Here is a 13,825-nt window from a genome sequence, read left to right as displayed (position 1 = left end):
AGCGGAGTTCGGCAGCGGCAGAGCATTGCAGGCTTCGTCAACAAGGAGCCTGACCATGCCTCATCCCGTTCTCGAAGCTTCGATCAGCCCGCTGCGCCAGCGGCTGATCGACGACATGAACATGCGGCGTTTCTCACGCGAGACGCAGCGCAACTATCTCCGCGATATCGGACGCCTGGCGACATTCCTCGGGCGCTCACCAGACACAGCGACCGCCGACGACCTGCGTCGGTTCCAGATCGAGCAGCAGGAAGACGGCGTTCCCGTGCCGACGATGAACAGCATCGTGTCGGCGCTACGCTTCTTCTTCACCCAAACGCTTGACCGCCCGGACCTGGCGCGCCGGCTCGTCCGGCTGGCGCATCCGCGCAACCTGCCCGTGGTGCTCAGTCGCGACGAGGTGGCCCGGCTGCTCAACGCCACCACCTGCCTCAAGCACCAGGCCGCGCTGTCAGTCGCCTATGGCGCGGGTCTGCGGGTCGCCGAGGTGTCGATGCTGAAGGTTGCCGACATCGACAGCGAGCGCATGCTGCTGCGCGTCGAGCGTGGCAAGGGCGGGCGCTATCGCAACGCCATGCTCTCCGAGGATCTGCTCGCTCTCCTGCGCGAGTGGTGGAAGGTCGGACGACAGCAAGGCGTGATGCATCGCGACGGCTGGTTGTTCCCGGGACAGCACGCGATGAAGCCGATCAGCACGCGGCAGCTCTATCGCATCGTCGTCGAGGCAGCGCAGGCGGCCGACATCGCCAAGCGGGTCGGGCCGCACACGCTGCGTCACAGCTTCGCCACCCACCTGCTGGAGGACGGCACCGACATCCGGATCATCCAGGTCCTGCTCGGGCACGCCAAGCTGAACAACACCGCCTTCTACACCAAGGTTGCAACCCGCACGGTTCGCACGGTCACGAGCCCGCTCGACAAACTCGGCCTGTTCAAGCCGGTAGAGGGCTCGCCCGACATCTGAACCGTGCGCGCCTCGATCGAGGTCGCCGACATCTTCCGTGCTGCCGGACCCGCTTACCGGGCCGCCCATGCAGGTCATCTGAGCCTCGCCCAGCTCAAGGTCATGTCGGCGATCGAGTATTGCCGCACCGCAGCCCTTGGCGGTCACGTCGAGGCCTGCGAGGACTGCGGCCAGTGGCGCATCGCCTACAATTCCTGCCGCAACCGGCACTGCCCGAAGTGCCAGGGCGCGGCGGCGCGGACATGGCTTGCCGAGCGCGAGGCCGACCTGCTGCCGGTCGGCTACTTCCATGGCGTGTTCACGCTGCCCGCCGAGGTCGCCGACATCGCGTTCCACAACAAGGCGCTCGTCTACGACCTGCTGTTCAAGGCGGCAGCGGAGACGATGCTGACGATCGCCGCCGACCCGAAGCACCTCGGCGCCAGGATCGGCATCACCGCCGTACTCCACACATGGGGCTCGGCGATGACGCACCATCCGCACCTACATATGATCGTGCCGGGCGGCGGCATCGCGCCGGACGGAAGCCGCTGGATATCGTCGCGCCCGGCCTTCCTGCTCCCGGTGAGGGTTCTCGGAAAGCTGTTCCGTCGCCTGTTTCTCACCCGGCTGGTCGCGCTGCACGAGGCGAGCCGGCTCAGCTTCTTCGGGTCGATCGCGCACCTGATCGAGCGGCGGGCATTCCTGCGCCATCTTGCTCCCGTGCGGAAGAAGCGCTGGGTGGTTTACGCCAAGGCGCCGTTCGCGGGACCGGAGGCGGTGCTCGCCTATCTGTCCCGCTACACTCACCGGGTCGCGATTTCGAACAGCCGGCTGATCGCCTTCGACAAGAGCGGCGTCACTTTCCGCTACAAGGACTACCGCCGCGACGGCGCCGATCGCCAGCAGGTCATGACACTGGCGACCGACGAGTTCATCCGCCGCTTCCTGCTTCATGTCCTGCCACGCGGCTTCCATCGCATCCGGCACTACGGCCTGCTCGCCGGTTCCGCTCGCAAGGCCAGCCTCGCGCTGGCTCGCGAACTGCTGGGCGTTGCCGCGTCGCCCGACCCCGGCGACCCCGACGAACCGGACGACTTTCACCCGCCATGCCCCTGCTGTGGCGGACGCATGATCATCATCGAGGTGTTCGAACGGTGGAAGCAACCGCGTGGACCGCCGGACACAACGGCGACGAACCGGGAGAACTCTCCATGACCCGGCATGGCATGCTCCAGCCTTCAGCCGCAGGCACCCAGCCTCCGGCAACGGAGCCACGCACGTCCATCGTGATCATCGACGCCGAACGAGTCGCATCCGGCCGCGCGACGCGCCGACAATACCGCATGGCTGAAAGGCGAAGCGGTCCGGCCGCATCAAACCCGCCGCTTGCCGGCGGCTGCCGCGCCATCGCCGACACCAGCCGCAAATCGAAATCCCCATAGCCATCGACTGTGGCCCACGGGTTCCTTCCTCGGGGACTTTCGTACGCCTGCCGGCGCCCGAAACTCTTCACGCAAGCAGTCGGTCCGCTTTCGGCCGCAGGTCGCTGATAGCCGACGTTCAGCAACTTGGCTCAAAGCGGACCCGGGGCATGCGGTCAACGGCCGTACCGAAGGTCGGCTGGCTTCGCATCCTGCAGGCAAGCAAGCTCCCGGCACTGTCCTTTGCAGCGAACATACCGGCTTGCAGGGGGCGGAAGGATACTGGCTCAAGAAGCGGGAAGCCCGCCCACACGCCTGACGGCGTCCCAGAGCTTATCGACAGCAGCATCGGCGATACCGACCGACTTCAGGTTGGTCTTGCAATCCAGCACATAGTCTAGCGCCGCGCCATCGGTGCCGCGCGCACGAAGAACCATCCGTGCGATATCTTCATCGGTCTTTCCTAGAATGATGTTCGTTCCGGCGTAGACGAATGTCGTTGCCGGCACCCGCTCGCCGGAGGGTAACGCTACGTCGATCGAGACTTCCGAGAAGCCGCCTTCGCGCTTTCGAAGATAGGCGAGAACGTCCTGGCGCCGGCTTTCGTCGAACTCGAACGCGACACCGTGGCACTCGGATTTCGCGTCGGCAATCACCCGAAGCGTTGGCCCCGGAGTGAACTTCGTGCCCCAATTCTTGATCGAAGCCTTGGTGAAAGAGCGCGCGTACCCCGTCAGAACGGCCCGTTCCCTGCATTTGCAGTCGAACGTCGCTTCCCAACCGTCCCACATGAGGGAGCCGTAGCCGAATATCCACATAATAAAGCCTCCAAATCATCTTAAAGCGGAGCCAAGCCCCATTACCATCGATCGCAATTTTGATAAGTCGATATACAACTAGACTAACGAAGCGCGGCCGGAAATCCGTGTTCTCTATATGTTCAGCATCGGTGATTTAGAGGAAGTGCGAGATCTGTCTCGCGCTAAAACTTAAGTAGCGCTATGGCGAAATCGGCGAGCAACGATCCGAACTTGTTGGCCAGCGGCGGAGGGAACGCGACTTCCGCCGGCGTCACCATGCAAGCTTCGGTCGCTGCGTCCATCTCGGTGCAGATCATTCGAGGAATTGCACTCGATCCCCGCCTGTGTCTAGGCGCAGCGAGGCCAGTTTCGATTCGGGTCGAGACTGAAGTGCCCGTCGACGACATCCTTGTCGAAACTGACAAGGGCGGATGGGTCTTCGTTCAGGCGAAGAATTCTCTTCGCAACGGAACCACGCTCACAACTGAGCTCGGCAAGACTTGCGACGAGTTCGCCCGCCTCTGGTTGATGGCGCAAAACGGCAGCGGAACCCGCGATTGGGACAGACCATTGGCGAGCGGCAAGGACGCGATGCTGATCGCAGTAGGTCCAACGTCATCTGGAACAATCAAGTACGACCTGGAGAAAGCCCTCGACGCAGCGCGCATGCAGTCCACGGCAACGCTTACCGCCGCACAGCGAGCCGCGTTGATGTCGTTTAAGACGCTTTTGAAGGACGCTTTTAAAGCACGGGGTGCCCCCAAAGACCTAGATGTCGACAGTGTCTTGAAGTTCATCCACGTGCTCCATTTTGATCCCGCGGGCGCACTTCGCGAAGTCGCAGAGTCCAGGCTGGAAAACGCACTGGATTTGCCGGAGACGGCGCCAGCCGCTTTCCGAGTAATAGAACGCGAGTGTCAAAATGCCATGACGGCTCGGGGCCGCCTGGACGCTTCGCGAGTTTGTAGCGCTTTAGACGCTGCAGGTACGCCCGTTAAGGCCCGAAATGAGAGCTTGCTGGAAACGCAGATCGCGATACGCGATGCACAGCATCAGCTTCTGACAGGCCAGCGCGATATCTTACGAGCTTTCTCCGGCGCACCGCCAGAGAGCCCTATCGTCACGCGAGAAGCGAAGTCAATTCTAAGACGAGTAAGGCAATCGCGCTTTGCGGCCGGGTTCAATCCCGCAAAGCAAATCGGGAGTTTGATGGATGCTGTCGAACGCGGCGAACTTGCAGCCTCGTCGGCTGCTGTCCGTCAGTCGATCTATGCATGGTCTGCGCGCATTCTCGCCATGACGGACCTGGATGGGGCTAGAAACGCCCTTGCAAAGGCCGAAGAGATCGGGACAAGCGATGAGACCGTTATCGCGCGCGCCTTTCTTCAAGCATATTCCCCGGGAGGCGACAGAGCCGCAGCGTTGGCATCCCTCGAACCGCTCGCCGCACCGGAGGCCCTTACTGCCTCGCTGATGATTGTCGCTCATGAGGAGCCTCCGTCGGTTGGACTTGGCTGGTGGCAAAGTACGGGCTTGCCGTTGGAGATGCTTCACCCGGACGGAAAGTTTAGAATCCTCGGCCTGCAACTAACTGCAGACGACTGGGCCGGTGCGCTTGCAACGGCGAATGCGCTCACCGAAGGCGACTTTCTTGAAACGCCCGCGCTTCTCTTCTTGGCCGCGACCGCCAACCTTGGCCAGGCGATACACGCCGACTTCAGAGAAATCCTTCAACTCCCGCTCCCGCAGCAGCTCACCGATTTTCCGCTGCAAGAGGATGCCGGAGCGATGGGCCGTCGCGCGAAGGCCATCGATCTCTACCAGAGGGCAGCATCCGAGTTTACTTCGCTCGGCGCTGCCAAAGCGGCGGCTATTGCGTCCGATAGAGCGCTTTGGCTTGGACTGAGAAACCCGGCGACACGCGGCGCTGCTCTTGAAGAGCTTCAGAAAAGCATGGCGGACGATAAGCTCCGACTGAGACGAGTGCCTCTGGCCGTGGCGTTCGGTCTGAAACCGAAAATAGAGGCGATCGAACGCGATATCGAGCGGGCGCAAGCTCTCACAGGCGGCCAATCGACCGAAGCTGTCGTTGCTCGCCTGGTGGTCGCTCTCATGCGAAAGGGTCCCGAAGTTGCCGACTACATCGAGGCGCATCGGGAGCAGCTCATTAATTACTACACGCCGGGCTACATCGATTCCCTCGCAATCGAGACGCTCGCGAAGGCAGGACGGACCGAAGAAGCACGCGATAAACTCGCGCAATCGACCGAAACGATCGCAGACGAGCGCATCGTCGCTACCTTACAAAGTCTGATCGAGGAAGCCGAGGGCGCCGATCCTGTCGCCAGACGCGAAAGCGAGTATGCGGCCGATCCCTCGGCTCAATCGCTTATCAACCTTGTCGACGAACTAGAACGTGCGCGCGACTTTCCCCGCATTGCGCAGTACGGAGAGAGACTATTCCAAGAGCTGAAGACGGTCGCCAGCGCGAGGTCCTATGTTGCGGCGTTGAACGAGATCGACGCCGATGACAGGATTGCGGAGTTCGCGGAAGCGAACCCCGAGATGGTCCAAGCGTCCCAGGATATAAAGACCGCAACCTCTTGGGCATACTACCGTCTTGGCCGCCTTTCTGATGCGAAGGCCATGTTGGCAGAGCTTCGTGCCGGACGCGACGTTGCCAACGATCGCTTTCTCGCGATTAACATTGCGATCGCTTCCGGCGATTGGAGTGCACTAAGCACCTTCGTCGAAAGCGAATGGGAACACCGAAACGAGCGGGAACCCATCGAGCTTCTTCGGGCCGGCGCTCTCGCTCGGCGCATCGGATCCGGCCCACGATCGAAAGAACTCATCCGCGAAGCGGCGAGAAGAGCGGACGGGGATGCGCATGTTTTGGCTGGAGCTTACGAACAAGCGTCTTCGGCCGGATGGGAGGACGACGCCGATATTCATGAGTGGCTCGCGACTGCGATCGAGAGATCGGGTGAGGATGGGCCCATTCAGCGCATGGATGTGCGCGAACTTCTCGACGGCCAGCCTCGTTGGAACGAGCGCATCGACAAGACGTGGGATTTGCTGCTCGCGGGTGAGGCTCCCATGTTCATTGCGGCGCAGGCAGCGAGACGAACGCTATTGGACCTTACACTACGTCCGGCTCTGCAGAACTTGAAACAACCCGATCCCCGCAAGCGTGGGTTGATCTTTTCCTTTGCCGGTAACAGGCCGATCCGGCGGCTGCCCGGGAAACGTATCGTGCTCGATATCACGAGTCTGCTTACCCTAGGGCTTGCCGGTGTCTTGCGCAAAGCGCTCGAGTGGAGCGCAAGCGTTAGGATTTCTCACACAACGCTCTCGTGGCTATTCGAAGAGAGAGCGAAACTCGCATTCCATCAGCCCAGCCAGGTGACAAGAGCGCGGGAGGTCAAACGCTTAATGGACGCAGGCGACCTTCATCGATTTGAGGGCAGCGCTCCTCCCCCCGCTCTCGAATATGAGGTCGGAGACGACATCGCTAGATACCTCGTAGCTGCGCAGACACTCGATCCGGAGGACAAATCGCAGAAGGTCTTTGTTGGCCCCTACCCATTGTTCCGTCCCGGGAGCCTTCTCGAAGAACAGGCGGACATCGGCGGGTTCGAGGACCATATTGCTGGGTGCACAGATGTGATTGAAGCGTTGCGCGCCGGCGGTCAACTGACCGAATTGGAGCGGACGAATGCACTGGCCTTCCTCCGAATTCAAGAGAGGCCGTGGCCTCATAATCCGCGCATCCAGCCAGGAGCTACCCTGTATGTCGACGACGTAGCCCTCTCGCATTTTCAACATTTGAAACTGTTGCCGAAGTTGGCTCAGGCAGAGTTCAAAGTGTTCGTGTCGCCTTCCGAAGCGGACCGCGCGGATGAACTCATGGATTACGACGAGGCCGGGGCTGAGGTGCATGCGGCTCTCGAAGAGATTCAGCACGCTATTCGCGACGGCATTGCAGCCGGCAAAGTGACGCTCGGTCGTCTGGTGCCGGTCAACGACGATGAAGGCAACAACGAGATCCATCCTAGCCGGCTTGCGATTGCCGAGACTTTGGACGTCGACACGTACGTCGTCGATGATCGCTTCGTAAACAAATTCCCGACGACCAACGAGACCCCGAACGCCACGTCCATCGATCTCTTGGTGACTATGGCCGAAGACGGCGCCATTGCGCCAGAGCAGTTGACGGAGTTTATGACGTTGCTCCGTCGGTCGGGAGCACTTCTAGTGCCGCATCGCGATGGCGAGATTGAGAGCCTTCTGAGCGCCGCGCCGGCGGCGGGCGGAGACTTGCAAGAGACATCGGAACTTCGGGCCATTCGCGAATCCGTCACCCGTGTGCGTATGACTGACGTCCTACAACTTCCGAACGAGGGTGAGTGGATCGATACTCTCACCCGGCAACTGATCGCCGCGCTGAGAGCGCAGTGGAACGACACGATGCCAGACGACGAAGCTCGTGCGCGGTCGAATTGGACGCTCAGGCTTCTCGATGCCAGGGGATGGGCCCACAGAGCCGCTACCGCTTCAATGGATGCGGTCGAACGCTACCGTGCGCAGGTTTTGATGCTTTTGATCTTCCCCGCCGTCTCGCCAGCGGCGCGCGAGAGGTATTGGAAGTGGCTCGAGGACGTTGCCCTTCAAGAATTCAAGGACGAGCAGCCGAAGCCTTATGCAGAGCTTCTTGCCGCCGTTCGCGACATAATCGACCGGCAAGTCGCGCGAACCTTGCCCGAGGGAGGTTCCGATGACCAGACCCGTTGATGCTCGAGCTGCACTCGCTTTGGAACTGCTCAAGTTGTTTCCATCTTCGGTCGCCGCGGACGCGGCGGAAGATGTCAGTTTCAGGGAACGCTACGGTCTGACGTTCGATGCGACCATCGCGTTTAACGGCCCGGGAGTATCTGTAAAGAGATCGAAGTTTTATCCGGCTATTCGCACTCTCTTCGCTAGAACGCAGTCGTCGGTAACGCTTGAGACGACCGATGGGCGATCCGTCGAGCTTACTATGGAGCATGACGAAAAGGAGCTGCCCAAGCTCTTCATTTCCTTCGGCGAAGCTCGCGAGCAGATACCGCCTTTTTGGATGCTCGCAGATAGCAAGACCATCCGCTCTGCCTTTGTCGATAGCGAGATTGCAGGTCGAAATTTACCGCCGGAAACGATCGAAGCATGGACTCAGAATCTTCAAGATCATGCGCTGAACGACGATGAAATCGATGCGTTGATGGAGGACTTACGGTCGACCCCGCAGGAGGTGGCGGTAACGATCCGTGACGAGTTGCGAAAAGAGGAAGGCACCGTATCGGTCCTGATCCCGAGGTCTCGCAAGTACTATCGCGGGCTCATCGGAGATCGTGGGGAAGCGAGGACGATCGAAGAATATGCCGCCGGAAACGCCCGGGCACAAGTTGAACGTCTCTTGAAGTGGGACTTCAAACGCGGCCTGGCGCAATGTCTGCTCTTTTGCGCAAATCCTCGGCTCAGTGCACTGATCGACATCTCCGGTAAACCAGCCGACGAGGTCGAAGAATTCTATTCATGGCTCGCCGATGAAGCGGATCGATCCTCCCAAATCGCCGGCATCGAAGTGGGTGTCCGCTCACTCGCCGAGTACCCGCAACTAGAACCCATTCTGTTGAAGCTTCTCGAAGAGATTCGCGACGAAGACACATCGTCCAGTACAACTCGGTTGGCTCTGATGACGAATGTCTTCGTTTTCGTCGACGGGGAGCTGGCAAGAACAGCTGTGTTCGCAGACGAGCCGCCTTTCTGGAGACGTCTTGCCGCAACCGCGCAGGCATCGATGATCGAGCGCACAGTTGTAACGCTGGGGGCAGCCGATGAGGACTGGAGTGACTGGGGAAGGCTACGCGGAGAACAATTCTTCATGCAGACCTTAGTCGATCTGCGCGAAGAGCCTCGGTGGATACCGGACCTAATGAGCGCTAAGCAGCTTCGCATCGAGCTTCTGATGCGCGCCCGCATCGTAGGCGAGGAGGCGCGTGAAACTATTCCCGAAAGCCCTCTACGTGAGTTCCTGCTCGGAAAAGAGCTCAAGGCTCTGACGTCGGTGCCTTCCGCCTACGCACCGAGCCCAGTCGAAGGAGGCGTCGAATCTCCTCGCCCTTTCCCTGAGGAGCTCTTGACCGATCTCCGAAATGCCAAGAACGACAAAGCGCTCGAAGAGCGAACCCTCGCGAGTGTCGTCAACTTTTCTCAAGTGTTTCGCTTCGATCAGGAGATCGCCGGTTCAATTGCCGAGCTGCTTCGCAAAGTGAAGTACAGGGTTAGCCTGCGACCCGAATCCGAGATCACTTTCACGATCTTAATGGGCCTCGCCTCTATCGCTGCCTCAGCGCGTAACCCTGAACTTGCCGATGAGGTTCGCGTCCTTACGAGAGTGCTGACCCGGCGCGGAGACCTAAGCGGGGACTTCGAAGGTCGCTTGCGAATTGCGCTTCTTGCCTGCGCCTCTCGGAAAGACAAGGGCGATTGGTGCAAGGCGGTCGGCGATTGGCTGCTGGAAATTGCAAACGGCGAGTTGAAGCGCGAAGAGGCGGCGCGCTTCCGGTCCTACCTTCGCAGATTTTTTCACGCCGCGCCCGACTTATGGGCGCACGCAGCGAAGGTTGACGCGACTCTCGCTGCAATTTCCGATTAGGGGGCCGTTGTGGCGTTTTGCACTCGTCCACAAGCGGCGTGAGCTGGGCATGCTAGGGTAACCGTCGCGTTGGCTGCTTTCGGCGCGGAAACCGCCGCCGCCACCTCGCGCACAGATGTTGTTGTTCCCAAAGGTCGGCCCGAGCGGCGGCAATGAGGCGCAATCCAGACGCTTCCCCGCCTCCAAACGCAAAAACCGTCCCGGTCAGACCGGGACGGTTAGCGTGTTATGACAGAAGTGGTTGCGGGGACAGCTTTCTTTGCCCCGCGGCGTCGACTTTGCCTGCTTGCGGGCGACTGATGAGAGTTCAAATCAGCCGGCCACCACAGCCAGATATGAAAACGCCGGCACGAAGAACGGATCCCGTAAAGTTGGACACAACCTTCGGGGGTCAGTTCAGATGAGCCGGGGTTTTCATTTTCAAGGCTAGATGTTCACCGAGGTCGGCAGGTCGTCGGCGTCGGCGCCGCGGTGGTTACGAAACGCCGGCCGCTCCTCCGCAATCGCCATCAGAAGCCGGGCAATCCGCAAGCTCGGGATACGTGTTTGCCCGCGAAGCGGCAGCAGGTTGCCGCTGCCGTCCCGCCAGGAGAAGCGGAAGCCATCCTCGAACGGCTGGTTGGGGATGTGGTAGCGAACCGCCTGAAAACAGAGGGTCGCGCCGTGCTTGTAGCGGACGCTGACTTCGTCGAGGATTTCGACGTTGGTTTGATCACTTGCCATGTTTTGGTTCCTGAAAAGGGCACCGCCGGGATGGCGGATTTGATTTCCCTTTTAGAACCCCGGCAATGGCGTCAATTCAGCCTCGGAAAAAAGCCTTTTTTGCAGTCAGCCGAAATCTCTACCTTCCGCACAAACACGTCGGCTTCCTTGGCCGCTGCGGCATCGTAGAGATCAGCGTCGGTCTGAGCCTTTTCGTTGTCCAGCACTCATAGGCTTTCGCATTGGCCTTAACGACGGCCATGCCGTTCTCCGCGAGGGGCTTGCCATCGACCAGCACGGGGTCGGACCTGGTGATTGCGCTTCACCTTTTTCGCCGGAACGAGCGTGTAGCCACTGCGCATTCCTTCAGTTATGTCACTATGAGCCAGCTTGCAATTCTGCAAGGGCTTTCAGCAATCAGGACCGGACCATGCCTTGGCTTGAGTACGACGACGCGCTTGTGCAGGAGTTCCTGAAGGTGCTTGAAAGCCGAGCGCCGGCCAGACGACAGAAGGAGCAGGTCGTTCAGGACTTCCTGGAACAGCACACCGAGCTGGTACCAACGCCCAACCTCCTAAATCACCACCTCGCGCTCAATTCGATCATCTCGAAGTTCCGGCTCTCCACGTCCCTCATCACCGACTACATCTACCTGACCAAAAGCTCAGGCCTTTGGAAGATCACGTTTGTCGAACTTGAGACACCGGACAAGGCCATTTTCACAGCGGACATGAGACGTGCGACGGCAACGGCCGCGTTCAATAACGCGCTCGACCAGGTGGTGGACTGGAAAACCTATCTGGACGAGCACAAAAACGAGATTCTCGAAAGACTGAGGCCGCTTATCGTGCCGATCGGGATGCGCGAAAATCCGGTGACCTTCGAATACCAGCTCATTATCGGGCGCTCCGACAACAAGAATAGAAGCCCCAAGAGACTCAAATATCTTGAGCATATACGTCAGGGTCTCGGGATCGAGGTCTACTCCTACGACACCCTGCTTGGGTTCTATACCCACGGTCAGAGATATCGGAAGAACGTGATGAGGGCTGAGGGTGACCGCTTCGCCTTTAAATACATGCTTCCCTACGTGCCCCATATTTTTGCCCACGTAGGCCCGGCTGACCTCAGTCTGACGACCGAACAGGGGGCCGAACTGATCAAACGGGGATACGAAATTGAAAAATGGAAGAGCGGCGAGTTTCTGACCGTGAACGGCAAGCTTGCCGCATCATCAGATCGACCATTCGGAATTTCGCCTCTTGGGCGTCCAAAGCTTGCGGCAATGCCTCCGGACGTTGGCGAAGATGGTGAAACTGAACCCACTGCATCGTGACCCCCACTACTGGCGCTTGACCTTCTTCCTCCACTTCTCCCAGCAGCTGCCCTTTCCGCGATCAAGCGCGTAATAGGTCTCGCCGCCGAACTCGGCCCCCATGGCTTCGGCTTGTACCGGCTCCTAGAAGCGGGGGCCGAGATATTCGCGGTCATTGCGGCGGATGAAGACCATTCGCTCCGCGCAATCCATGCGACGAGCTCGGCCGTGCGCAGGCTCAGAAGCCTTCTCGCAGCAATTCTCCTAGCGGATGACAGCATGGTGCGCCCAATAGCTATCGAGATAGGAATCCGGGCGGATGTCTTTGTGACGGGGTGACATGGATTTCTCCGGCCTGTCAGGGCCGAAGGAGCCAAGGCCGCGTCATCAGCTTACAGATTGAGATCTGTGCGTTCCGACACCGGCTTAGCAATCTCTGCCATGCGGCGCCTGTTGATCCTCTCCAGAAAGGTCTCCTCGCGAAGCTTTCCCATGTGTTTCTGAACGAACCTCAGGGCCGCGCCATTGCTGCCATAGACGTAATCTGTAGCGTTGTTCACGACGTATGTGTTGACGGTCATCACAAAATCCCACGGCTGTTTCTCGACCAGCTGGCGCCTGAACTCTTCCGTCTTGGTGGCAACAAAAACGCGGTGCGGGCCTATAGGTAGAATGATGTGGGCCTTCGGACCGTTCATCCCGACCGATGCAATCAGGGGGCGATCCGAGGTGAGAAATTCTCGGGCACCATCGATGTTGTGCACTGTCCACTGTAGCTGCCCGATCGCTCTGATCGCAGTCTCGACCTGCATCATGCCACTGAGCGCTACCATGGCAGCCCGCTCGTGGAACGTTGGCCCCAGCAGCTTCTGGTAGTCCTCCACCGTCCGGGGATTGCCCTCCATGCCAGACTTCTTGAAGGCGGCTTGCAAGCTAGGGAGATCTGAGAACCAGTCGTATTTGACGTAGTGCTTGAGCCGTTTGATGTCGGCCGGCATGCGCATCATCAGGGATAGCAGGAACTTGATCCATGCAACCGCTTCCGTTTGAGTTGCCTCGGTATCGAACCTACCCGTCATTAGTCGCTGCATTGCAACCGCAGCATCCGTGTCGACAGGGCGAGTGAACTCGGTCTCGAAGAGGTTAGCTACCTTTTCAGGTAGTCCCTCAACCGCATAGAGGCGCTTGATATAGCCAACCGCGCTTGGGTGCCGCCGGAGCATTTTCACCCTCTCGTCATTAGGGTTCGGCCTGCTGAACTGGACAATGCGTCCATCGGCACCAGCCCATCCCTTCAGGTAGAAAACCGGAAGGAAGTGGTGCTTGTTGGGCTCGTTCTGTTTGGACTCCTTTGTCATGCAGCGTCTATATCGCGCTACACGCCTACCTTGATACGGCCACTGTTTACCGCGGCTTGGCCGTACAGACCGATCGCCGCCAGGTACTCTGCCTTACGCTCATTGGCTGCAGCGAAATAGCGGCCGCCGTAGTCTCAAAATCGCGAGGCACGACGCCTTCGATCGCTGCGACCAAGAGATGATCGACGGACAGCAGAACAGGGCTATCCGCCGACTCTCCCGGCACCTGAATGACGGCCAATGATGTAGTTGAAGAGGCGTTGGTTTCGTAAGTGCCTTGTGTCGGGACTCGCCTCCGCAGGAGATGAGGTGACGGCTTCGGTCGGCCAAGCTGCTAATCCCCGCGACACTTTCTTGAGAACGCAGATTTCGGGATTCGTTACCAGCGGCTTTAATCCGCCTAGATTAGTCCGGCCCCACGCGGGCAGGCCGGCGGCGCTCATTGCACTGCATGCCCATAACGCAAAAACCGCCCCGGTTAGACCGGGACGGTTATTGATTTATGATGAAATTGGTTGCGGGGACAGGATTTGAACCTGTGACCTTCAGGTTATGAGCCTGACGAGCTACCGGGCTGCTCCACCCCGCG

9 protein-coding genes and 1 tRNA gene are annotated in these 13,825 nt (G+C 59.6%); 5 read left to right on the top strand and 5 right to left on the bottom strand.

What is annotated here, in order from left to right; translation table 11 throughout:
* Positions 1–55: 55 nt before the first annotated feature.
* Together LB568_RS10960 and LB568_RS10955 are read left to right on the top strand one after the other, a co-directional pair.
* The gene (locus tag LB568_RS10960; RefSeq protein ID WP_224730115.1) at positions 56–964 is read left to right on the top strand and encodes a tyrosine-type recombinase/integrase; all 909 of its coding nucleotides are present in this window, start codon (positions 56–58) and stop codon (positions 962–964) included.
* 3 nt (positions 965–967) lie between these two features.
* Positions 968–2,161 (top strand): IS91 family transposase, encoded by a 1,194-nt coding sequence (locus tag LB568_RS10955; protein WP_224730114.1) that lies wholly within the window; start codon positions 968–970, stop codon positions 2,159–2,161.
* Between the two features lie 493 nt (positions 2,162–2,654).
* Here LB568_RS10955 and LB568_RS10950 read toward each other — a convergent pair whose 3' ends face one another.
* A complete protein-coding gene (locus tag LB568_RS10950) occupies positions 2,655–3,185 on the bottom strand; it encodes a gamma-glutamylcyclotransferase (RefSeq protein WP_224730113.1) in 531 nt (176 codons plus the stop codon).
* Positions 3,186–3,368: 183 nt separating this feature from the next.
* Between LB568_RS10950 and LB568_RS10945 the strand changes: the two genes are divergently transcribed.
* Together LB568_RS10945 and LB568_RS10940 are read left to right on the top strand one after the other, a co-directional pair.
* On the top strand, positions 3,369–7,961 hold the full coding sequence (locus LB568_RS10945; RefSeq protein ID WP_224730112.1) for a hypothetical protein: 4,593 nt from the start codon (positions 3,369–3,371) through the stop codon (positions 7,959–7,961).
* Positions 7,945–9,861, top strand: a complete 1,917-nt coding sequence (locus LB568_RS10940) for a hypothetical protein (RefSeq protein WP_224730111.1) — start codon at positions 7,945–7,947, stop codon at positions 9,859–9,861. Before LB568_RS10945 ends, LB568_RS10940 begins: the two co-directional genes overlap by 17 nt.
* Before the next feature lie 426 nt (positions 9,862–10,287).
* On the opposite strand, the gene LB568_RS10935 is transcribed toward LB568_RS10940, so the two are convergent.
* The gene (locus tag LB568_RS10935; RefSeq protein ID WP_224730110.1) at positions 10,288–10,584 is read right to left on the bottom strand and encodes a hypothetical protein; all 297 of its coding nucleotides are present in this window, start codon (positions 10,582–10,584) and stop codon (positions 10,288–10,290) included.
* Between the two features lie 71 nt (positions 10,585–10,655).
* Positions 10,656–10,790: a hypothetical protein gene (locus LB568_RS33465; RefSeq protein WP_263496985.1), complete on the bottom strand. Its 135-nt coding sequence runs from the start codon at positions 10,788–10,790 to the stop codon at positions 10,656–10,658.
* A gap of 203 nt (positions 10,791–10,993) precedes the next feature.
* Here LB568_RS33465 and LB568_RS10930 point away from each other — a divergent pair, with 203 nt between their 5' ends.
* Positions 10,994–11,899: a Shedu anti-phage system protein SduA domain-containing protein gene (locus LB568_RS10930; protein ID WP_224730109.1), complete on the top strand. Its 906-nt coding sequence runs from the start codon at positions 10,994–10,996 to the stop codon at positions 11,897–11,899.
* A gap of 371 nt (positions 11,900–12,270) precedes the next feature.
* Here the strand turns inward: LB568_RS10930 and LB568_RS10925 are convergent, their stop codons facing one another.
* Together LB568_RS10925 and LB568_RS10920 are read right to left on the bottom strand one after the other, a co-directional pair.
* Positions 12,271–13,236 carry a DUF4238 domain-containing protein gene (locus LB568_RS10925; protein WP_224730108.1) on the bottom strand — a complete coding sequence of 322 codons (966 nt, stop codon included), beginning with the start codon at positions 13,234–13,236 and terminating at the stop codon, positions 12,271–12,273.
* 512 nt (positions 13,237–13,748) lie between these two features.
* A tRNA-Met gene (locus LB568_RS10920) sits at positions 13,749–13,825 on the bottom strand.

The sequence above is a fragment of the Mesorhizobium sp. B263B2A genome, from assembly GCF_020165775.1.
In the GTDB taxonomy this organism is placed as follows: domain Bacteria; phylum Pseudomonadota; class Alphaproteobacteria; order Rhizobiales; family Rhizobiaceae; genus Mesorhizobium; species Mesorhizobium opportunistum.
This window is presented reverse-complemented; position numbering and strand designations above follow the sequence as displayed.